This window comes from Ideonella aquatica, from assembly GCF_018069755.1.
In the GTDB taxonomy this organism is placed as follows: domain Bacteria; phylum Pseudomonadota; class Gammaproteobacteria; order Burkholderiales; family Burkholderiaceae_C; genus Ideonella; species Ideonella aquatica.
The window spans coordinates 355,681-375,484 of record NZ_JAGQDE010000001.1 but is presented as its reverse complement, the minus strand read 5'-3'; the positions used below and the strand labels follow the sequence as shown (position 1 = coordinate 375,484).

The window sequence follows — 19,804 nt, the reverse complement described above, 5'->3', positions numbered from 1 at the left end:
CGCCCATGGACCTGCGCGACGTTGACCCTGCCCTGCACGCCTGGCGGCAGTTCTGCCTGGACGAAGCCCTGGACCTGATTGACCGGGTCCTGTTCGACGGCAGCGCCCGCACCCAACCCGGGCTGCGTCCGGCCTGGCAGGCCCAGCTGCGCGAGGCCCTGCTGCAGCCCCGCCAGGCCGGCCTGGACACCGCCATCGGCGGCGTGGTGGTCGAGACCCTCAGCGGCGTGTCATTGCTGTGCGACGACGAGGTCAATGAATCGATCCAGCTGCGCAGCGCCGTGCAGGCGATCGAGCACGAGGCCGAGTTCGCGCTGCGCGAGCTGGGCGCGCTGGCCCTGCGCTGGTACCGCGAGACCGACGCCCTGGGCTATCCCAGCCCGGTGCTGCTGGAGGCCGCCACGCTCACCGAAACCCTCGACCGGGCGCTGCATGCGGTCGTACCGACCGCCGGTCGGCGGCTGGAGTTGCTCAAGGAGCTGCACCCGGCCCTGGTGCGCGAGGCCACCCGCTCCTACGAGCGCCAGTGCGCCTGGCTGCAAAGCACCGGCGCCCGCGCCGCCGAGCACGCGCAGGCCGCGCGGCGCTCGCCCGGTGCGGGGCGGGTGGGCGTCGCGACGCCGGGTGCCAGCCCGATCCCACCCGGCCAGGTGGGGGCCGTGTTCAACCGGCTGCAGGAGCACGCCCGCCTGGGCGAGGGCATGCGCGAGCTGCTCCAGGTACTGTCCACGCTGGCCCAGGCCAGCGCTGCCGCCGACCCCGCGCTGCTGCAGGACACCAGCCACCCGCTGTGGTTGCTGACCGATCGCCTGGTGGCGCTGTCGCAACTGGATCTGGCCGGCCAGGCACCGGGCAAGATCGCCCTGCACCAGCGCCTGCGGCCGCTGATGGATGCGCTGCAACGCGCGCCCCAGCCCCTGCTGAGCCGCCACTATGAACAGGCCCGGGTGCACCTGGAGCGCCTGGCCAACGCCTCGCTGCCGGACCCGGTGCATCCCGGCCCGGTGGCGCAGCTGCAGCAGGCCGAGCGCCACGCCGAACTGCTGCCGCTGGTCCAGGCCCAGGTGGTGGAACAGTTGCAGCGCACCGAGCTGCTGCCCCAGGCCGCCCAGTTCCTGCTGGGCGATTGGGTCCGGGTGATCGCCCGCACCAGCGCCCGCGACGGCGTCGACGCCCCGGGTCCGCGCCGCTGGACCACCCTGATCGACACCCTGGTGGATGCCGCAGCCATGGACGCCCCCCGGCCACCCACACCGGCAGCGCTCGACTGCCTGCTGCTGGAGGCCCAGGACGGCTTGCAGGCGATTGACGAGGCGCCCGCGCGCATCCAGCGCCAGCTGGACGAGCTGCGGGTGGCGCTGAAGGCCTGGCCACGCCGGCCGCCGCCGGGTGCGCAGGATCCAGCCGCAACCGCCGTTGAAGGCTCGCCCGACATCCAGTCCTCGGCCTGGCTGCACCATGCCGACCTGGCCACGGTGCCGGTGGCCATGGACGACAACACCGACTCCCCGGCCTGGCGCGACCGCCAGCAGTGGCTGGCCGGCCTGGCGGTCGATGACCTGTGCCGTGCCAGCCTGCAAGGCCGCTGGACCGCCGTGCGCCTGGACTGGATCAGCGACAACGGCCAGTTCTACGCCTTCAGCCGCCGCCAGGGCACCCCGTTCTGCACCAGCCGCCGCGTGCTGGAGCGCATGCGCGGCGAGGGCCTGATCACCACCATCCCGGCCGGCGAGTGGCTGCGCGACGCGGTGGACAGCCTGCCGGCGCCTGAATGAGCTGGCGCGGCCACCTGCGGCTCGACTACCGGCTCGAGAACCAGCGCACCACCGCACTCGATCGGCATGAGGGCCCGCTGCGCGTGCTGCAGCGCCTCTACCCTGAGGGCGATGCGATCTGCCACCACGTGCTGGTGCATCCGCCGGGCGGCATTGTCGGCGGCGACGAGCTGCTGATCGAGGCCACACTGGACGCCGGCACCCACGCGCTGATCACCACCCCCGGCGCCACCCGCTTCTACCGCAGCGCCGGTCCGCTGGCCACGCAGACACTGCGGGCCCGCGTGGCGGCCGGTGCGCGGCTGGAGTGGCTGCCGCTGGAGACCATTGCCTACAGCGGCTGCCTGGCCGCCAACGCGCTGCACTTCGACCTGGCACCCGGCGCGCAGATGATCGGCTGGGACCTGCTGGCCCTGGGCCTGCCGGCCGCCGACCTGGCGTTCGAGCGGGGCGAGCTGCAGCAGACGCTGTCCATTGGCGGCCGCTGGCTGGAGCGGGGGCGCATCAGCGCCGACGACCGGGTGCTGCTGGACTCGCCGCTCGGCTGGGCCGGACAGCGTGCCCTGGCCACGCTGTGGTGCGCCAGCGGCAACGGCTTCAGCGACGCACTGCGCGAACAGCTGCTGGAGGACGCGCGCACCTGCATCGCCGGCCTGCCGCTGGCCGCCCAGGCCGGTGCCAGCGCCGCCGATGAGGGGGTGGTCGTGCTGCGCGCGCTGGCGCCGCGCACCGAGGCCTTGTTCACGCTGGCCCGCGCCGTGCGCGCCGCCTGGCGACAGCGGCTGTGGGCGCTGGCCGAGTGCCCGCCACGCCTGTGGGCACTCTGACCCCGGGCACCGCGGGTGCATCGGTAAAACGCGTCCAGGCCCGTCTTTTCGGGCGTTCGTGAGCGCAGCGGTCGGGCGATAAACACGCATTCGCCGTGTTCTCGGCGCCCGAGGGGTTTTGACATGTCCTTTGCTGCCGATGGATCCTTGCTGCGCCCGGCCGTGTCCGTGATGCGCCAGCTTCGGCTGCCTGCCAAGATGGCACTGATCGTGGCGCTGATCGCCGTCCCGCTGCTGATCCTGATCGCCAGAACACTGCTCGACACCGGCCGAGAGCTGGCCGTGGCCCGCAACGAAGCCCAGGGCGCGCGCGTCGTCACCGCCTTGCTGGATGTGGCGGTACTGACCCAGAAACACCGCGGCCAGACCAATCTGGCGATGAGCGGCAATGCCTCGGCGGAGTCGGCGCTGCAGGCCACGCGGGCCGATCTGACCAAGGCGCTGGCGGCGATGCAGGGCGAACAGACCACGCTGCAGGCGTGGGGACTGGCCGAGGCCTGGCCCCCGATCGCCACCTCCCTGGCCGCGCTGGCGCAGGGCCGACGCGAGGGCGATCGTGCCCAGGTGTTTGCCGCCCACACCGCCCAGATCAAGGCCGTGCGCACGCTGGTGTCGCAGGTCGGAGAAGTCTCGGAGTTGTACTTCGATCCCGAGGCGGCCAGCTACTTCCTGATGGACGTGGTGGTTGAGCGCACCCTGCCGCTGACCGAGGTGGCCGGATTGCTGCGCGGCCAGGGCGCGGGCCTGATCAGCCGCGGCGAAGCCGCCCTGAGCGACATGGCCCAGGTCAACGGCCGTGTGGCGATGCTGCAGGAACAGACCGAGGGCATGAAGAACCGGGTCGCAGCACTGGTCCGCGCGGGCGAGCCGGAGCCCGCGGGCTTCGCGCCGATGGTGGAGACCAACCAGGCCTTTGCCGCCCTGGCAGGCCGCAGCTTCGCCGAGGGTCAGCCGCAAGGAGACGCCCAGGCCTTCTTCAAGGCCGGCACGACCGCGATTGAGGCCACCATCGCCTTCTCGCGCCAGGCCACCAGCCGCCTGTCCGAGATCCTGCGTGCGCGCGAGCAGCGTCTGCAGCAGCGCCAGTGGCTGGCGCTGGGCGGCTCGCTGCTGGGCATCCTGGTACTGGCCTACGCACTGGTGGGCTTTTACAGCAGCGTGATGGACGCGCTGCAGCGCGTCAGCCGCGTGGCCCATGCCGGCGCCGAGGGCGACCTGTCGGTGCGGGCCCAGGTGCAGGGCCGCGACGAGTTCGCGACCATGGCGCATGAGCTGGATGCCATGTGTACCCGCCTGGCCGGCGTGGTGGGCAGCATCCGCAGCCATGCCCAGCAGGTGGCGCAAACCGGCCAGCAGATGGAGCAGCAAAGCCACGACCTGGCCAGCCGCGCCAGCCAGCAGGCCGCCACGGTCGAGGAGTCGGCGGCCACGCTGGAGCAGGTCTCGCAGACCGCCCGCAGCAACGCCAGCCATGTCGAACAGGTCGACCAGTTGTTTCACCAGATCCGCCACACCGGCGCCGATGGCCGCCAGCGCATGCAGGGCGCGGTGCAGACGGTGGAGGGCATCGCCGCCACCAGCCGCCGGGTTGGCGAGATCGTGCAGGTCATCGACGGCATCGCCTTCCAGACCAACATCCTGGCGCTCAATGCCGCGGTGGAAGCCGCCCGGGCCGGTGAATCGGGCCGCGGCTTCGCGGTGGTGGCCGGCGAGGTGCGGGCGCTGGCCCAGCGCAGCGCCAGTGCCGCGGGTGAGATCCGTTCACTGATCACCGGCTCGGCCGAGCAGGTGGAAGCCGGCGTGGCCGAGATCCACAAGGCGCGCGACAGTGTTGACCGCATCCTGGACCAGGTGGGTGGTGTCGGCGAGGCCATGGGCCAGCTGGCCACCGCCACCCGCGAGCAGACCCTGGCCGTGGGTCAGGTGGCCGAGGCGGTGCGCCAGATCGGCGACACCACCGCGCACAACGCCCACAGCGCCGAGGCCACCAGCAGTGCGGCCAACACGCTGCGCCACGGCGCGGACGAGCTGCACCGCCTGGTCGATCAGCTCAGGACCTGAGCGCCCCGCGTGGCGTCTCAGTCGCGCGCGAAATCGTAGGGACCGCCCCGTTCCAGCGCGCGCCGGTAGGCCGGCCGCGCGTGGATGCGGCGCAGCCAGTCCATCAGCCGGGGGCGCGAGGCATCCAGGCCGGCGCGCTGCGCCGCGGCCTCGATCGGGAAGCTCATCTGGATGTCGGCGGCGCTGAAGTCGTCGCCGGCAAACCAGTCGCGGCCCGCCAGCTCGGCCTCCATGAAATCCAGTTGCGCCCGCAGGTTGGGCTCGACGAAGCTGCCCAGCACCTTGGCGGCGATGCCGCGTGCCACCGGCTTGACAAAGAAGGGCATCGGCGCCGACTGCACCCGCGCGAACACCAGCTTCAGCAGCAGCGGCGGCATGGCCGAGCCCTCGGCGAAGTGCAGCCAGTAGCGGAAGCGGCGCTGCTCTGGCGTGCCCGGCAGGGGCCGCAGCCGGCCCTGGCCGTGGCTGTCCAGCACATACTCGATGATCGCGCCGCTCTCGGCCACCGTGATGTCGCCGTCGGTCAGCACGGGCGACTTGCCCAGCGGATGCACCGCCTTCAGGGACGCGGGCGCCAGCATGGTCTGCGGGTCGCGCTGGTAGTGCCGGATCTCGTAGGGCAGCCCCAGTTCCTCGAGCAGCCACAGCACACGCTGCGAGCGCGAGTTGTTCAGATGGTGGACTGTGATCATGGGCCGGCATGCTACGGGGCCAGCGGCACCCGCGTTGTCACGGGGTCTTGGCCGCCCACCACTGCAGCAGTCCACGCGCCGCCACCACCCCGCTGGCGAAGCAGGCCGTGAGCAGGTAGCCGCCCGTGGGCGCCTCCCAGTCCAGCATCTCGCCGGCAAAGAACACGCCCGGGCGATCGCGCCACATCAGCTGCGCGTCCAGCGCCTCCAGCCGCACGCCGCCGGCGGTGCTGATCGCCTCGTCGATCGGCCGCGCCGCATGCAGCTGCAGCGGCAGCGCCTTGATGCGCCGCGCCAGCCAGGCCACGTCGCGGCTCTGCAGTTGCCAGGCCTCGGCGCTCAGACCTTCGCGCAGCAGGCCGGCCTTGGCACCGGACAAACCGGCCTGCTCCTTCAGGTGGTTGGCCAGGCTGCGCGCGCCCCGGCCGCGTGCCAGGGCAGTCTGCAGCTCGTCCAGCGGGCGGTCGGGCAGCAGGTCCAGCAGCACCAGCGCTCGGCCATGCGCAGCGATCTCGTCGCGCAGCAACGCCGACGCCGCATAGACCAGGCTGCCCTCCAGCCCGGTGGCAGTGACCACGCACTCGCCCTTGCGACGGAACTGGCGACCGCGGCTGTCACGCGCATCCAGCAGCACCGATTTCAGTGGCGCCCCCGCGTGCCGGCTGGCGAAGTGCTCACTCCAGCCGACATCGAAGCCACAGTTGGCCGGCTGCAGCGGCGACAGTGCCAGACCCGCCTCGCCCAGCGGCTGCACCCAGGCGCCATCCGAGCCCAGGCGGGCCCAGCTGGCGCCGCCCAGCGCCAGCAGCAGCGCATCGGCATGCACCTGGCGCGGACCGTCAGGCGTCTCAAAGCGCAGCTCGGGCCCGTGCTGCAAGGCGCCAGCCTGCCAGCGGTGCCGCAGGTGCAGGCGCACGCCGCTGGCGCGCAGGCGATGCAGCCAGGCGCGCAGCAGCGGCGCGGCCTTCATCGATTCTGGAAATACCCGGCCGGAACTGCCCACAAAGGTGGATACGCCCAGGCCCTGGGCCCAGTCGCGCAGCGCCTGCGGGCCGAAGGTCTGGAGCCAGCGCGCCACCTCGGGCGCGCGCTCGGCATAGCGGTCGGTGAAGGCCGGCAGCGGCTCGGAGTGGGTCAGGTTCAGGCCGCCCTTGCCAGCCAGCAGGAACTTGCGCGCCGGCACCGCGCTGGCATCGAACACATCGACCTGGGCGCCGGCCGCGGCCAGCACCTCGGCCGCCATCAGGCCAGCAGGGCCGGCGCCGACAACGGCGACACGCGGGGCGGTGGCAGGGGTGGTATCGCTCATGGGGGGGCCGCAGTGTAGGGCCTGCGGCCCGAGCGGTCATCAGGGCTGGAAGGCGAGCCAGCGATGGGTGTAGTTCGTCCCGGTGCCCAGCGTGGTCTCGACCGTCAGCGTGCTGACCTTGATGAAGTGAACCGGCGTGTCCAGCCAGCAGCAGTCGCCATTGCCCACCGCCAGCACCTTGCCATCCGGGCTCAGCGCCAGACCGTAGGCGCCGGGGATGGCGATCGGCGCGCCCACCGCGCCGGTCTTCAGCGTCACCGGGTAGACCGCGCCGTTGGTGTTCGAGACGAAGGCCGTCTTGCCGTCGCGTGTGATCACCACCTGGGCGCCGCCGCTGGTTTGCGGCAGCGCGATCGGTGCCGCATCGGCCTTGTCCTTGGCTGTGCGGATGCGCCACAGCGGCCCGCTGATGCAGGCCACGTAGACCGCGCTGCCATCGGGCGTGGCCGCCATGCCGTAAGGACTGCAGCCGGGCAGCGACAAGGTCTTCTTCAGCTTCGGCTGGGTGCCCAGCGACACCACCGAGACGGTGTTGTCGGCCACATTGGCGGTGTACGCCTTGCTGCCATCGGGCAGCAGGGCCAGGCCGGTGGGCGAGGCCCCGACCGCCACGGTCTTCACCAGCGCCGTGTTGGTGGTGGCAATCAGCGCCAGCTGGTTGGAGCCGGCGCCCGTGGTGGCCAGCCACTGGCCATCGGGCGTGACCGCCGCGAACAGCGGCGCCACCACACCGGCATCGAAGGCGGCGCCGGGGCTGAAACTGGCCGTGGCGATCGGGGTGATGGTGTTGGCACCGGCATTCATCACCCAGGCGGTGGCACCGTCGGGGCTGAAGGCGATGCCGGCCGGACAGTGACCCACGGGCACGGTGGCGCCAGCGCCCCAGGGCTTGCCGGTGAAGCGGGTCACCGAATTGTTGGTGGGGCATTGGTCGTTGCCAACGTACAGCGTGTACTGGGCGCGGGCCGATGCCAGGGCGCCGACCGCCAGCATCGCCGCCACCGCCATGCGCTTGTCCATGGAGCCTCCATCAGGGTGGATGAAAGCCCCAGTCTGGGGGGCCGCCACGCCGCGGTCGAGTGTGCGGGGGTGACAGGCGAGTGACACATTGGCTAAGCTGGCCGGGCGATGAGCACGCCGCCTTCCCCCGCCCTGCCCAGTGCACAGGCCGCGGCGCTGGCCCGCATCGAGGCCAGCCCCGCCTTCGCGCGGGCCGTGCGCCACCGGCGCCTGCTGCGCCATCTGGCCGAGCGCAGCGCGGCGGGCGACATCGCCTGCCTGAAGGAGTCGTTGATCGCGGTGCAGGTGCTGGGCCGCCCGGCGGACCGCTTCGACCCCACGGTGGACAGCATCGTCAGGGTGGAGATGCGGCGCCTGCGCGCCCGCCTGGCGCGCTACTATGAACGCGACGGCCGCTTGGACGCCTGGCGCCTGCAACTGCTGCCTGGCAGCTACCAGGTGCACTGGCTGGGTCCGGCCTCCAGCGATGAGCGGCTCGGGCCGGCGCGCGACCTGCTGGAGCGCGGCGAGCACTTCCTGCGCGGTCCGGTCACCGGCCCCAACCTGGCCCAGGCGCGCGACCGCTTCGCCGCGGCCTGCCGGGCCGCGCCGGAGTGGGCCGCCGCCTGGACTGGCCTGGGCCGCGCCTGGTACAACACCGCGATCAGCTGGGCACTGCCGCCACGGCAGGCGGCGCCCGAGGCCGAGCAGGCGCTTGAGCGGGCGCTGCAGCTCGATCCCGCCGATGCGCTGGCCCATACGCTGCGCGCCGCGGCTCACCACCAGTTCGGCTGGGACTGGGCGCAGGCCCGGCAAGGTTTCGAGCGCGCGCTGGCGCTCGCCCCCCACCAGGCTTTCGTGCACAGTGCCCTTGGCTGGCACCTGCTGTTGCGTGGCGAGCTCGCGGCGTCCGAGGCCGCGCTGCTGCAGGCCCGCCGTGCCGACCCGCACTACCTGAGCAGCCGCATGCATCTGGTCAACCTGCGTCTGGCGCAAGGCCGGCGCGACCAGGCCCGCGCCGAGCTGGCCTCGGTGCTGGACATCGCCCCCGGCAGCCCACCGGCACTGGCGATGGCGGCGTTGATCGCGCTGCTCGATGGCAACGCCGACGCTGCGCGCCCCTGGGCCGAGGAAGCGCAGGTGGCCGCCCCGCAGGAGGCCGGCTACCAGGCACTGGCCTGGTCGGTGCGCGGACTGACCGGCCCGGCCACCGAGCGCGCCCAGGCGCGCGAGGCCCTGCAGGCGCTGGAAGCCCAGCCGGTGTCGCCTTACGTGCTGGCCCTGGCCTGGGCCCGCTGGCACGAGACCGAGCCTGCCCTGCGTCTGCTGCGGCGTGCTCTACAAGGGCGCGACCCCAACCTGCTGCTGCTCGACACCGACCCCAGCTGGGCTGCGCTGCAGGACACGCCGGCCTGGTCCTCGCTGTGGACAGCATGGCGCCAGGCCGCCCCGGGGCTGCCACCGTCGGCCAGTCCGGCCGAGGCCTTCCGCCTGCAGCGCCGCTAATCGCCTCGACGAGCTTGGGGGGATGGGCGAACCCGGTCACCGCCACCGGCGCTGGGCACCCAGAATATCCAGCGTCAATCTGACTCAGGAGCCACGCCGTGGGCCACAAGTACATCGACGCCTTCAACAAGGACCTGGACCGCCTGCTCAAGGAGCTGGAACGCCTGAACAAGGTCTTGTCCAAGAACCCCGAGGACGCCAAGGCCAAGGCGGCCAAGGCCAAGCTGGCGCCGTTCCTGACCCGGCAGGCCCTGGAGAAGCGCCGCGACCTGGCCCTGAAGCTGGACCAGCAGGAGACCGAGAAGATCATCAAGGACAGCGGCCTGCCCTGGTAGGCGCGGCGCGCCCGCTCAGATCGACATCAGCTCGCGCACGCCGTTGGCCTGCATGTCCTCGCCACGGCCGCGGGCGATGATCTCACCGCGCTCCATCACCAGGTACTGGTCGGCCAGCTCGGCGGCAAAGTCGTAGTACTGCTCGACCAGCACGATGGCCATGTCGCCGCGGTCGGCCAGCATGCGGATCACGCGGCCGATGTCCTTGATGATGCTGGGCTGGATGCCCTCGGTGGGCTCGTCCAGGATCAGCAGCTTCGGGCCCGGCGCCAGCGCGCGGGCGATCGCCAGTTGCTGCTGCTGGCCACCCGACAGGTCCCCGCCGCGACGGGCGATCATTTGCTTGAGCACCGGGAACAGCGTGAACAGCTCGTCCGGGATCTTGGTGCCCGCCGGCCGGCTGGCCAGGCCCATGCGCAGGTTCTCCTCCACCGTCAGGCGGCCGAAGATCTCGCGGCCCTGTGGCACATAGCCCATGCCGGCGCGCACCCGCTCATACGGGGTGGACCGCGTCAGTTCGCGTCCATCCAGTTGCACCGTGCCGGTCTTCACCGGCACCACGCCCATCAGGCTCTTGAGCAGCGTGGTCTTGCCCACGCCGTTGCGGCCCAGCACCACGGTGACCTCGCCCAGGCGCGCCTCGAAGGAGACGCCGCGCAGGATGTGGCTGCCGCCGTAGTACTGGTTCAGACCTTCGACCTTCAGCATCTCATCGTCCCAGGTAGACCTCGACCACTTTCTCGTTCGCCTGCACGTCGCGCAGCAGGCCCTCGGCCAGCACGCTGCCCTCGTGCAGCACGGTCACCGTCTTGCGGCCCTCGGTCAGTTGGTCGACGAACTTCATGTCGTGCTCCACCACCACCAGCGAATGCTGGCCCTCCAGGCTCAGGAAGAGCTCGGCGGTGCGCTCGGTCTCTTCGTCGGTCATGCCGGCCACCGGCTCATCCAGCAGCAGCAGCTTGGGGTCCTGCATCAGCAGCATGCCGATCTCCAGCCACTGCTTCTGGCCGTGGCTGAGCAGGCCGGCGGTGCGCTGGGCATCGGGCAGCAGGTGGATCAGCTGCAGGATCTCGCCGATGCGGTCCAGTTGCGCACCCGACAGGCGCGAGAACAGGCTGGCGCGCGCGCGGCGGTCGGCCTTGAGCGCCAGCTCCAGGTTCTCGAACACGCTGAGCTGCTCGTAGACCGTGGGCTTCTGGAACTTGCGGCCGATGCCGATCTGCGCGATCTCGTTCTCGCGCAGGCGCAGCAGGTCGATGTTGGAGCCGAAGCTGGCGGTGCCGGCATCGGGCCGGGTCTTGCCGGTGATGACGTCCATCATCGTCGTCTTGCCGGCACCGTTGGGGCCGATGATGCAGCGCAGCTCGCCCACGTTGACCGCCAGGCTCAGCGCGTTCAGCGCCCGGAAGCCATCGAAGCTGACCGTGATGTCGTCCAGGTACAGCGCCACGCCGTGTGCGAAGTCGGGCTCGGCACCGTGCAGCACGCGGCCGAAGCTGGCGCCGCGGTCGCCGCTGGTGACCTCGGCCTCCACCTTGGCGCGGTGCGCCTCCAGCGCCTTGGCGCCGGCTTCCATCAGGTCGGGCGTCATGCGCGCTCCTCCTTCTTCGCGCCCTTCAGGCGGTCCACCAGGCCGACCAATCCCTGCGGCAGGAACAGCGTCACCGCAATGAACAGCGCGCCCAGGAAATACAGCCAGAACTCGGGGAACACCTGCGTGAACCAGCTCTTCGCACCATTGACGAAGAAGGCGCCGACGATCGGCCCGATCAGCGTGGCGCGACCGCCCACCGCGGCCCAGATGGCGATCTCGATCGAGGCCGCCGCGCTCATCTCGCCCGGGTTGATGATGCCCACCTGCGGCACATAGAGCGCACCCGCCACGCCGCACATCACGGCACTCAGCGTCCAGATCGCCAGCTTGTAGGCCAGCGGGTTGTAGCCGGTGAACATCACGCGGCTCTCGGCATCGCGGATCGCCTGCAGCACGCGGCCGAACTTGCTGTTCACGATGGCGCGGGCCATCAGGTAGAAGCCGATCAGCGTCAGACCGGTGATGACGAACAGCACCATGCGGGTGGACGGCTGGGCGATCGGGATGTCCAGGATGCGCTTGAAGTCGGTGAAGCCGTTGTTGCCGCCGAAGCCGGTCTCGTTGCGGAAGAACAGCAGCATCGCCGCGAAGGTCATGGCCTGCGTGATGATGCTGAAGTACACGCCCTTGATGCGGCTGCGGAAGGCGAAGAAGCCGAACACGAAGGCCAGCAGGCCCGGCACCACCAGCACCAGCAGCATCTGCAGCGCAAAGCTGTCGCTCCAGGCCCAGTGCCAGGGCAGCGCCTTCCAGTCCAGGAAGACCATGAAGTCGGGCAGGTCGCTCTGGTAGTTGCCGTCGCGGCCAATCTGGCGCATCAGGTACATGCCCATGCCGTAGCCGCCCAGCGCGAAGAACAGGCCGTGGCCCAGGCTGAGGATGCCGGTGTAGCCCCAGATCAGGTCCATGGCCAGCGCGCAGATCGCGTAGCACATGATCTTGCCGGCCAGCTGCACATAGAAGTCGCTGAGGTGGAACACGCTGTCGGCTGGCACCAGCAGGTTCAGCACCGGCACCAGCGCGGTCACCACCAGCGTGGCCAGCAGCACGCCGGACCAGCCGGCGGGGGTGAGCAGCAGGCCGCGGCGCGGCGCGGGAAGGTTCAGAGTCGTCGTCGTCATCTCATGCCTCGGCGCTTCGGCCCTTCATCGCGAACAGCCCTTGCGGACGCTTCTGGATGAACACCACGATGAACACCAGCACCATGATCTTGGCCAGCACCGCACCGGCCCAGCCTTCCAGGAACTTGTTCAGCACACCCAGCCCCAGCGCGGCGTACACCGTGCCGGCCAGCTGGCCCACGCCGCCCAGCACCACCACCATGAAGCTGTCGACGATGTAGCTCTGGCCCAGGTCCGGGCCGACGTTGCCCACCTGGCTGAGCGCACAGCCGGCCAGCCCGGCGATGCCGGCGCCCAGCGAGAAGGCGTAGGTGTCGATGCGCGCGGTGTGGATGCCCACGCAGGCGGCCATGCGGCGGTTCTGCGTGACGCCGCGCACGAACAGGCCCAGCCGGGTGCGGGCGATCAGCAGGGCCACACCGGCCAGCACCGCGAAGGCGAAGCCGATGATGGCGATGCGGTTGTAGGGCAGCGTCAGATTGGGCAGCACCGCGATGCCGCCCGACAGCCAGGCCGGGTTCTCCACCGGCACGTTCTGCGCACCGAACAGCGAGCGCACGCCCTGCATCAGCACCAGCGAGATGCCCCAGGTGGCCAGCAGCGTCTCCAACGGCCGGCCGTAGAGCCAGCGCAGCACCGTGCGCTCCAGCACCGCGCCCACCAGCGCCGCCGCCAGGAACGAGGCCGGCACCGCCAGCCACAGGTAATAGTCGAAGACGTCCGGCGCATAGGCGCGGAACAGGTTCTGCACCACGTAGGTGGCGTAGGCGCCGATCATCATCAGCTCGCCGTGGGCCATGTTGATCACGCCCATCAGGCCATAGGTGATCGCCAGGCCCAGCGCCACCAGCAGCAGGATGCTGCCCAGGCTGACGCCGGTGAACACCACGCCCAGGCGCTCACCCCAGGCCAGGCGCGACTCGACCTGGCCGATCGCGCTCATCAGCGCGCCCTTGACCTCGGCATCGGTCTCGACGGCCAGGCGTTCCTGCAGCAGCGCCTTGACCGTGGGCTCACCACTGACAGACAGCTCCTTCACCGCCGTCAGCCGCTTGGCGGCATCGGCCGACGCCACCAGCACGCTGGCGCGCAGCCGGCCCAGCGTGGCCTTCAGCGCCGCATCCGGCTCGGCCTCGACCGCCTTGTCCAGCAATGGCAACTGGGCTTCATCGACGCCGCCCTTGGCCAGTTCGGCCACCGCCGCCTGGCGCACCGCCAGCTCCGGCGACAGCAGCTTCATCGACGCCTGCACCGCCTGCAGCGCGCCGCGCATGCGGTTGTTGTTGACCACGTCCTCGGCGTCGTCGGGCAGCGTCGCCGCCGCCCCGGTCACGGCATCCTTGACCGCCGCGCCATCGACCACCAGCACCGCCTTGGGCGTCAGCTTGACCGCATCCTCCAGCAGCGCCTGCACAAAGCCCGCCAGCGCCGCATCCGGCTGCTTGGCCGCCTCGCCCAGCGCCGCAATCCGCGCATCAGTCTCCCCCGCCGCAATCGCCCGCGCCTGCTCCGCCGTCAGCGCCGAAGCACTCCAGGCCGACAGCGCCAGACCAAGGCCCACCATCCAACGAATCATCACATGCCCTCAGCAAACGAAAACGCGGGTCGGCGAAGCCGCCCGCGCCTTCCGGCAGCCACCGCGGATCCGGCTCTGCCGGTCCGCCAGTGGCGCCCCCCTGGGGGGGCCGCAGCTGTGCTGCGGTAGGGGGGGGTTACTTTTTCTCGGGGACGTTCTTCTTGCCCTTGTTCTCGGCGATGTAGTCGCTCCACGGATCGGCCACGACCGGACCCGGGGTCTTCCACACCACGTTGAACTGGCCATCGGCCTTGACCTCACCGATGAACACCGGCTTGTGCAGGTGGTGGTTTTCCTTGTCCATCGTGCTGGTGAAGCCGCCCGGCGCCTTGAAGGTCTGGCCGGCCATCGCCGCGATCACCTTGTCGGTGTCGGTGGACTTGGCCTTGGTCACGGCCTGGGCCCACATGTTGATGCCGATGTAGGTGGCTTCCATCGGGTCATTGGTCAACGGCTTGTCCTTGTGGCCGGCGATGCCCTTGGCCTTGGCGTAGTCGCTCCACTTCTTGACGAACTCGGCGTTGGCCGGGTTCTTGATGCTCATGAAGTAGTTCCAGGCAGCCAGGTGGCCGACCAGCGGCTTGGTGTCCACGCCACGCAGTTCCTCTTCACCCACCGAGAAGGCCACCACCGGCACGTCGGTCGCCTTCAGGCCCTGGTTGCCCAGTTCCTTGTAGAAGGGCACGTTGGAGTCGCCATTGATGGTGGAGACCACCGCGGTCTTCTTGCCTTCGGAGGCGAACTTCTTGATCTTGGCGATGATGCTTTGGTAGTCGGAGTGGCCGAAGGGGGTGTACTCCTCCATGATGTCCGACTCGGCCACGCCCTTGGCCTTCAGGAAGGCGCGCAGGATCTTGTTGGTGGTGCGCGGGTAGACGTAGTCGGTGCCCAGCAGCACGAAGCGCTTGGCCGAGCCGCCGTCCTTGCTCATCAGGTACTCCACCGCGGGAATCGCCTGCTGGTTGGGCGCGGCACCGGTGTAGAACACGTTCTTGCTCAGCTCTTCGCCTTCGTACTGCACCGGGTAGAACAGCAGCGAGTTCTTTTCCTCGAACACCGGCAGCACCGACTTGCGGCTCACCGAGGTCCAGCAGCCGAAGACCACGGCCACCTTGTCCTGGTCGATCAGCTGCTTGGCCTTCTCGGCGAACAGCGGCCAGTTCGAGGCCGGATCCACCACCACCGGCTCGAGCTTCTTGCCCAGCAGGCCGCCCTTGGCGTTGATCTCGTCGATGGCCATCAGGACGGTGTCCTTCAGCACGGTTTCCGAGATCGCCATCGTGCCCGACAGCGAGTGCAGCACGCCCACCTTGATGGTGTCGGCGGCCTGGGCCAGCGTGGTGAAGCCGAGCGCGCAGGCGGCGGCGGCCAGCGCGGTGATGGAACGGCGGGTGAATTGCATGCGGGTGCTCCTCGGAGGGGTTGGGGGTGAATCAGTGCCCGCAGGTTAGAAGCCGCCGCCCGGACCGACCATACGCACACTGGCGTAGAGTGCTGCGCATGCGCTTCACCCTTCCTGGCCTGATCCTGGCTGCCGTGCTGGCCCTGGGCAGCCCCGCGCTGGCCACTGCGGCCGGGGCGGCGCCGTCGCCCGATGGCCAGGAGATCCTCGACCCCACCGCCCACCTGGCCTGGTCCCGCTGCCTGGTGGGCCAGCGCTGGACGGGCAAGACCTGCAGCGGCGCCCCTGAGCTGCTGCGTCACACCGAGGCCTTGGCCCGCGCGCGCGCACTGGCCAAGCAGACCGGCCTGCCCTGGCGCCTGCCGCGCGTGCCTGAGTTGCAGCACCTGGTGCGCCGCAACGGCCAGGGACTGGACCCCAAGCTGTTTCCGGGCGCGCCCGCCGATTGGCACTGGAGCGGCATGCCCAGCCTCTCGCAAGAGAGCGTGAACCCGTACAACTACGGCAGCGTGATGCGCGGCCAGAGCGGCACTCAGGTCGCCGACAGCAGCTTTGTCAATGGCTGGGCGGTGCATCTGGGCGACGGGCAGGCGCGCGACGACGTGCCCAAGGGCTCGAAGCTGGCGGTGCGCCTGGTCAGAAGCGCGCACTGAGGCGGGCCCAGGTTCGTCTCGGTGGACACCGTGCCGACCAGACGGCATGGGTCGAGACGCATCGTTGCCTGCACCGACATGATCCAGCGCAAGCGCCACGGCGCCCGGGCGCTGCGGGCGACGGCAGACCCGACTAACATGGTAAGTATTCAATTACTTGCCAGGCCACCCTGCCGTGCCGCCCCGTCTGCCCACCCTTGAACGCCAGGCCGAGATCGTCCAGGCGGCGCTGCATCTGGCGGGCAGCAGCAGCCCGGCACGCATCACCACCGGAGACATCGCCCTGGCCGTGGGCGTTAGCCAGGGCGCGGTGTTCAAGCACTTTCCCTCGAAGGACGCCATCTGGCTGGCGGCCATGCGCTGGGTCCATGAGGCCCTGCTGGGTGCGTTGCAGACCGCGGCCAACAACGCGCCCGGCCCCGCCGAAGCGCTGCGGGCCATGTTCGACGCCCATGTCGACTTCGTCATCGAGCACCCTGGCGTGCCGCGCTTCATCTTCCACGAATTGCAGCAGGCGGCCGACTCGCCGGCCAAGCACGAAGTGCGCGCCGTGCTGCGGGACTACCGCCGCCTGCTGACGGCCGTCCTGACCCGGGCGCAGCCCGGCCAGCCAGCGATCGACCCCGACACCGCCGCCACCGCCTTCATCGGGCTGATCCAGGGTCTGGTGATGCAGTCCATGCTGTCCGGCCGGCCGGCCGCCCTGCGCCAGCAGGCCGCCCCCCTCTTCGCTTTGTACTGGCGAGGCATCGGAGAACCCACGTGAGCGTTCTGAAGACCCTGAAGCGCCGCTGGCTGCTTGCCCTGCTGGCCTTGGCCCTGCTGCTGGCCCTGGCCGCCGTGGTGATGCGGGCAGGCCCCTTGGCCCCCATCCGCGTCACGCTGACCTCCGTGCAGCCAGGACGACTCACCCCCGCTTTGTTCGGCATCGGCACCGTCGAGGCGCGCCGCAGCGTGCTGGTCGGACCGACGCTGGCCGGCCGCGTACGCTCGGTGCGGGTCGAGGTCGGCGACACGGTCCAGGCCGGCCAATGGCTGGCCGAGATGGACCCGGTCGACCTGGAGGAGCGGCGCCTCGCGGTGGAGGCCTCGATCGCCCGCGCCGGCAGCACCCTGGCCGCCGCCCAGGCGCAAGGCCGCGACATGCTGGCCCGACGCGAGCTGGCCGCCATGAACGCGCGCCGCAACACCGACCTGGCCGCGCAGAACTTCATCAGCGCCGGTGCGCTGGAAGCGCGGCTGCAGGAACTGGCCTCCGCCGAGGCCGCCCTGGGCGCCGCCGAAGCCAACCTGTCCGCTGCCCAGCACGACCTGCAGCGCCTGGCCGCCGAACGGGCCGGCCTGCTCCAGCAGCGCGCCAGCCTGCGCCTGACGGCGCCGATGGACGCCGTGGTCACCAGCCGTGACGCTGAGCCCGGCTCGACGGTGATCGCCGGCCAGGCCGTGCTGCGCCTGATCGCGCCGGATTCGCTGTGGGTGCGGGTGCGCCTGGACCAGGCACGCTCGGCTGGCCTGGCCGTCGGCCTGCCGGCACAGATCGCACTGCGCTCCCAGCCCGGGGCTGCGCTGCGCGGCCACGTGGCCCGGGTTGAAGCGGTCAGCGACAGCGTCACCGAGGAGCGCATGGCCCTGGTGGCCTTTGATCCCCTGCCCAGTGGTGTGTCGGTGGGCGACCTGGCCGAGGTCACGCTGAGCCTGCCAGCCGCCTCAGACGCGCTGCTGGTGCCCAATGCCGCGATCGTGCAGGTGCAAGGGCGCACCGGCGTCTGGCAGCTCGATGGCGACGCGCTGCGCTTCGTGGCACTGCGGCTGGGTCAGGCCAGTTTGGACGGCCAGGTGCAGGTGCTGGACGGCCTGCGCGCCGGCGACCGCATCGTGGTGCACAGCGAGAAGGCGCTGAACAGCCACAGCCGCCTGCAGGTGGTGGATTCGCTGGCCGGGCCGCAGCCGTGATCAGCCTGGCCGGCCGCGACATCCTGCATGGCTGGGGCAAGTTCGTCCTCACCGGCCTGGGGCTGGGCCTGCTGATTGGCGTGACGCTGACCATGGCCGGGGTCTACCGCGGCATGGTCGACGATGCGCGCGCACTGCTCGACAACAGCGGCGCCGACCTCTGGGTGGTGCAACAGGACACCCAGGGCCCCTATGCCGAATCGTCCAGCCTGCGTGACGACACGGTGCGCAGCGTGCTGGCGCTGCCCGGTGTCGCACGCGCGGCCAATGTCACCTACCTGACGATGCAGGTCCGGCGCGCGGCCAGCGGCCCGGCGCCGGACGGCGGCCGTGAGGTGCGTGCGATGGTGGTGGGCTTCGAGCCCGGGCTGCCCGGCCAGCCCGGCTACCTGGTCGCCGGGCGCCAGCTCACGCGCAGCCACTACGAGGCGATCGCCGACGTGCGCACCGGTTTCGCGCTCGGCGACCGCATCCGCATCCGCCGGCACGACTACAGCGTGGTGGGACTGACGCGGCGCATGGTGTCCTCCGGCGGCGACCCGATGGTCTTCATCCCGCTGAAGGACGCCCAGGAGGCCCAGTTCCTGAAGGACAACGAGGCCATCCTCAACGAGCGCGCCCGCACCCTGGCCAACCCGTCCTTGAACCGCCCCGGGGCGGGCGGCGTGCTGGATGCGCTGCTGGCCGCGCAGGCCAGCAACCACCAGGTCAATGCCATCCTGGTGCAGGTGCACGCCCAGGCCGATCCGCAGACCGTGGCCGAACCGATCCGCCGCTGGAAGCACCTGGAGGCCTACACGCGCGCCCAGATGGAGGACATCCTGGTTGCCAAGCTGATCGCCACCTCGGCGCGGCAGATCGGCATGTTTCTGGTCATCCTGGCGATCGTCAGCGCGGCGATCGTCGCCTTCATCATCTACACGATGACGCTGGGCAAGATCCGCGAGATCGCGGTGCTCAAGCTGATCGGCACGCGCAACCGCACGATCGCCTCCATGATCCTGCAGCAGGCGCTGGGCTTGGGCTTGATGGGCTTCGCGGTGGGCAAGGTGGCTGCCACGGTCTGGGCACCGATCTTCCCCAAGTACGTGCTGCTGGAGCCGGCCGATGCACTGCGCGGGCTGGTGGCGGTGCTGCTGATCTGCGCGCTGGCCAGCACCCTGGCGATTCGCGTGGCGCTGAAGGTCGATCCGGCCGCCGCGATCGGAGGCTGAGGTGGACGACGCTGGCATCCGCATCGAAGGCCTGCGCAAGCGCTATGGCCAGGGCGACACCGCCGTCGAGGCGCTCAAGGACGTCAACATGACCGTGGCCCCCGGCGAGGTGGTGGGCCTGATCGGTCCGTCGGGCTCGGGCAAGAGCACGCTGTTGAAGTGCCTGGGCGCGGTGATTGAGCCGACCGCCGGCCGCATGGTGCTGGGTGGCCGAACAATCTACGACAACGGCTGGACCCTGCCCGACCTGCGCGCGCTGCGCCGCGACAGCATCGGCTTCGTCTTCCAGGCGCCGTACCTGATTCCTTTCCTGGACGTCACCGACAACGTGGCCCTGCTGCCGATGCTGGCGGGCCGACCCAATGCCGAGGCCCGTGCCCGCGCGCGCGAGCTGCTGACTGCGCTGGACGTGGCACACCGCGCCGGAGCCCGGCCGTCGGAGCTGTCGGGGGGTGAGCAGCAGCGGGTCTCGATCGCCCGCGCACTGGCCAATCGGCCGCCAGTGATCCTGGCCGACGAGCCCACCGCCCCGCTGGACAGCGAGCGCGCGCTGGCCGTGGTGCGCATCCTGAACCAGATGGCCGTGCAGCACCACACCGCGATCATCGTGGTCACGCACGACGAAAAGATCATCCCGACCTTCCGTCGGCTCTACCACATCCGCGACGGGCGAACCCACGAGGAGCGCGGCCTGGGCCTGGCGCCCTGAGCGCGCGGCGCAGGAGCTGGCAGCGCGCGCAAAGTTCCCTGGACCAGGGTGCGCGAACGCAATCGATCAACATACCCA

At 70.6% G+C, this 19,804-nt stretch carries 17 protein-coding genes and 1 pseudogene; 10 read left to right on the top strand and 8 right to left on the bottom strand.

The annotated features are described in order from the left end of the window. The first annotated feature begins 5 nt into the window (after positions 1-5). From KAK06_RS01695 to KAK06_RS24625, 3 genes and pseudogenes are all read left to right on the top strand, one after another. The gene (locus tag KAK06_RS01695) at positions 6-1,775 is read left to right on the top strand and encodes a hypothetical protein (protein WP_210800000.1); all 1,770 of its coding nucleotides are present in this window, start codon (positions 6-8) and stop codon (positions 1,773-1,775) included. After that, complete coding sequence (locus KAK06_RS01690; RefSeq protein ID WP_210799999.1) at positions 1,772-2,602, top strand: urease accessory protein UreD; 831 nt, start codon at positions 1,772-1,774, stop codon at positions 2,600-2,602. Before KAK06_RS01695 ends, KAK06_RS01690 begins: the two co-directional genes overlap by 4 nt. 1,167 nt (positions 2,603-3,769) lie before the next feature. Next, positions 3,770-4,663: pseudogene (locus KAK06_RS24625) on the top strand (methyl-accepting chemotaxis protein); the annotation flags it as partial. Positions 4,664-4,680: 17 nt separating this feature from the next. On the opposite strand, the gene KAK06_RS01680 reads toward KAK06_RS24625, so the two are convergent. From KAK06_RS01680 to KAK06_RS01670, 3 genes are read right to left on the bottom strand one after another with little or no spacing between them, the layout of a single operon-like run. After that, positions 4,681-5,355, bottom strand: coding sequence for a glutathione S-transferase family protein (locus KAK06_RS01680; protein ID WP_210799997.1), 675 nt, complete (start codon positions 5,353-5,355; stop codon positions 4,681-4,683). A gap of 37 nt (positions 5,356-5,392) precedes the next feature. Next, positions 5,393-6,664: a TIGR03862 family flavoprotein gene (locus tag KAK06_RS01675; RefSeq protein WP_210799996.1), complete on the bottom strand. Its 1,272-nt coding sequence runs from the start codon at positions 6,662-6,664 to the stop codon at positions 5,393-5,395. Between the two features lie 39 nt (positions 6,665-6,703). Next, positions 6,704-7,684 carry a YncE family protein gene (locus KAK06_RS01670; protein ID WP_210799994.1) on the bottom strand — a complete coding sequence of 327 codons (981 nt, stop codon included), beginning with the start codon at positions 7,682-7,684 and terminating at the stop codon, positions 6,704-6,706. Positions 7,685-7,792: 108 nt separating this feature from the next. On the opposite strand from KAK06_RS01670, the gene KAK06_RS01665 reads away from it, so the two are divergent. Further along, positions 7,793-9,169: a tetratricopeptide repeat protein gene (locus KAK06_RS01665; RefSeq protein WP_210799992.1), complete on the top strand. Its 1,377-nt coding sequence runs from the start codon at positions 7,793-7,795 to the stop codon at positions 9,167-9,169. Positions 9,170-9,267: 98 nt separating this feature from the next. Continuing rightward, positions 9,268-9,504, top strand: a complete 237-nt coding sequence (locus KAK06_RS01660) for a hypothetical protein (RefSeq protein ID WP_210799990.1) — start codon at positions 9,268-9,270, stop codon at positions 9,502-9,504. Between the two features lie 15 nt (positions 9,505-9,519). On the opposite strand, the gene urtE is transcribed toward KAK06_RS01660, so the two are convergent. From urtE to urtA, 5 genes are all read right to left on the bottom strand, one after another. After that, positions 9,520-10,212 carry an urea ABC transporter ATP-binding subunit UrtE gene (gene urtE, locus KAK06_RS01655; protein WP_210799989.1) on the bottom strand — a complete coding sequence of 231 codons (693 nt, stop codon included), beginning with the start codon at positions 10,210-10,212 and terminating at the stop codon, positions 9,520-9,522. A gap of 1 nt (position 10,213) precedes the next feature. Then, positions 10,214-11,095, bottom strand: a complete 882-nt coding sequence (gene urtD, locus KAK06_RS01650; protein ID WP_210799988.1) for an urea ABC transporter ATP-binding protein UrtD — start codon at positions 11,093-11,095, stop codon at positions 10,214-10,216. After that, positions 11,092-12,219, bottom strand: coding sequence for an urea ABC transporter permease subunit UrtC (gene urtC, locus KAK06_RS01645; protein WP_210799987.1), 1,128 nt, complete (start codon positions 12,217-12,219; stop codon positions 11,092-11,094). Before urtC ends, urtD begins: the two co-directional genes overlap by 4 nt. Position 12,220: 1 nt before the next feature. Then, the gene (gene urtB, locus KAK06_RS01640; protein ID WP_210799986.1) at positions 12,221-13,795 is read right to left on the bottom strand and encodes an urea ABC transporter permease subunit UrtB; all 1,575 of its coding nucleotides are present in this window, start codon (positions 13,793-13,795) and stop codon (positions 12,221-12,223) included. A gap of 136 nt (positions 13,796-13,931) precedes the next feature. Continuing rightward, the gene (gene urtA, locus KAK06_RS01635; protein WP_210799985.1) at positions 13,932-15,197 is read right to left on the bottom strand and encodes an urea ABC transporter substrate-binding protein; all 1,266 of its coding nucleotides are present in this window, start codon (positions 15,195-15,197) and stop codon (positions 13,932-13,934) included. A 98-nt stretch (positions 15,198-15,295) separates the two neighbouring features. Here urtA and KAK06_RS01630 point away from each other — a divergent pair, with 98 nt between their 5' ends. From KAK06_RS01630 to KAK06_RS01610, 5 genes are all read left to right on the top strand, one after another. Next, entirely contained in the window at positions 15,296-15,850 is a 555-nt protein-coding gene (locus tag KAK06_RS01630) for an Lcl domain-containing protein (protein ID WP_210799984.1), read from the top strand. A 175-nt stretch (positions 15,851-16,025) separates the two neighbouring features. Then, positions 16,026-16,616, top strand: coding sequence for a TetR/AcrR family transcriptional regulator (locus KAK06_RS01625; RefSeq protein ID WP_210799982.1), 591 nt, complete (start codon positions 16,026-16,028; stop codon positions 16,614-16,616). Beyond that, positions 16,613-17,803: an efflux RND transporter periplasmic adaptor subunit gene (locus KAK06_RS01620; protein ID WP_310741011.1), complete on the top strand. Its 1,191-nt coding sequence runs from the start codon at positions 16,613-16,615 to the stop codon at positions 17,801-17,803. Before KAK06_RS01625 ends, KAK06_RS01620 begins: the two co-directional genes overlap by 4 nt. Further along, positions 17,800-19,017: an ABC transporter permease gene (locus tag KAK06_RS01615; protein WP_210799980.1), complete on the top strand. Its 1,218-nt coding sequence runs from the start codon at positions 17,800-17,802 to the stop codon at positions 19,015-19,017. Before KAK06_RS01620 ends, KAK06_RS01615 begins: the two co-directional genes overlap by 4 nt. Position 19,018: 1 nt before the next feature. Beyond that, a complete protein-coding gene (locus KAK06_RS01610; protein ID WP_210799978.1) occupies positions 19,019-19,726 on the top strand; it encodes an ABC transporter ATP-binding protein in 708 nt (235 codons plus the stop codon). Positions 19,727-19,804: the final 78 nt, after the last annotated feature.

Coding starts and splice junctions, on each gene's coding strand:
- KAK06_RS01695 (WP_210800000.1), top strand. CDS start 6: ATGGACCTGCGCGACGTTGACCCTGCCCTGCACGCCTGGCGGCAGTTC.
- KAK06_RS01690 (WP_210799999.1), top strand. CDS start 1,772: ATGAGCTGGCGCGGCCACCTGCGGCTCGACTACCGGCTCGAGAACCAG.
- KAK06_RS01680 (WP_210799997.1), bottom strand. CDS start 5,355: ATGATCACAGTCCACCATCTGAACAACTCGCGCTCGCAGCGTGTGCTG.
- KAK06_RS01675 (WP_210799996.1), bottom strand. CDS start 6,664: ATGAGCGATACCACCCCTGCCACCGCCCCGCGTGTCGCCGTTGTCGGC.
- KAK06_RS01670 (WP_210799994.1), bottom strand. CDS start 7,684: ATGGACAAGCGCATGGCGGTGGCGGCGATGCTGGCGGTCGGCGCCCTG.
- KAK06_RS01665 (WP_210799992.1), top strand. CDS start 7,793: ATGAGCACGCCGCCTTCCCCCGCCCTGCCCAGTGCACAGGCCGCGGCG.
- urtE (WP_210799989.1), bottom strand. CDS start 10,212: ATGCTGAAGGTCGAAGGTCTGAACCAGTACTACGGCGGCAGCCACATC.
- urtD (WP_210799988.1), bottom strand. CDS start 11,095: ATGACGCCCGACCTGATGGAAGCCGGCGCCAAGGCGCTGGAGGCGCAC.
- urtC (WP_210799987.1), bottom strand. CDS start 12,219: ATGACGACGACGACTCTGAACCTTCCCGCGCCGCGCCGCGGCCTGCTG.
- urtB (WP_210799986.1), bottom strand. CDS start 13,795: ATGATTCGTTGGATGGTGGGCCTTGGTCTGGCGCTGTCGGCCTGGAGT.
- urtA (WP_210799985.1), bottom strand. CDS start 15,197: ATGCAATTCACCCGCCGTTCCATCACCGCGCTGGCCGCCGCCGCCTGC.
- KAK06_RS01630 (WP_210799984.1), top strand. CDS start 15,296: ATGCGCTTCACCCTTCCTGGCCTGATCCTGGCTGCCGTGCTGGCCCTG.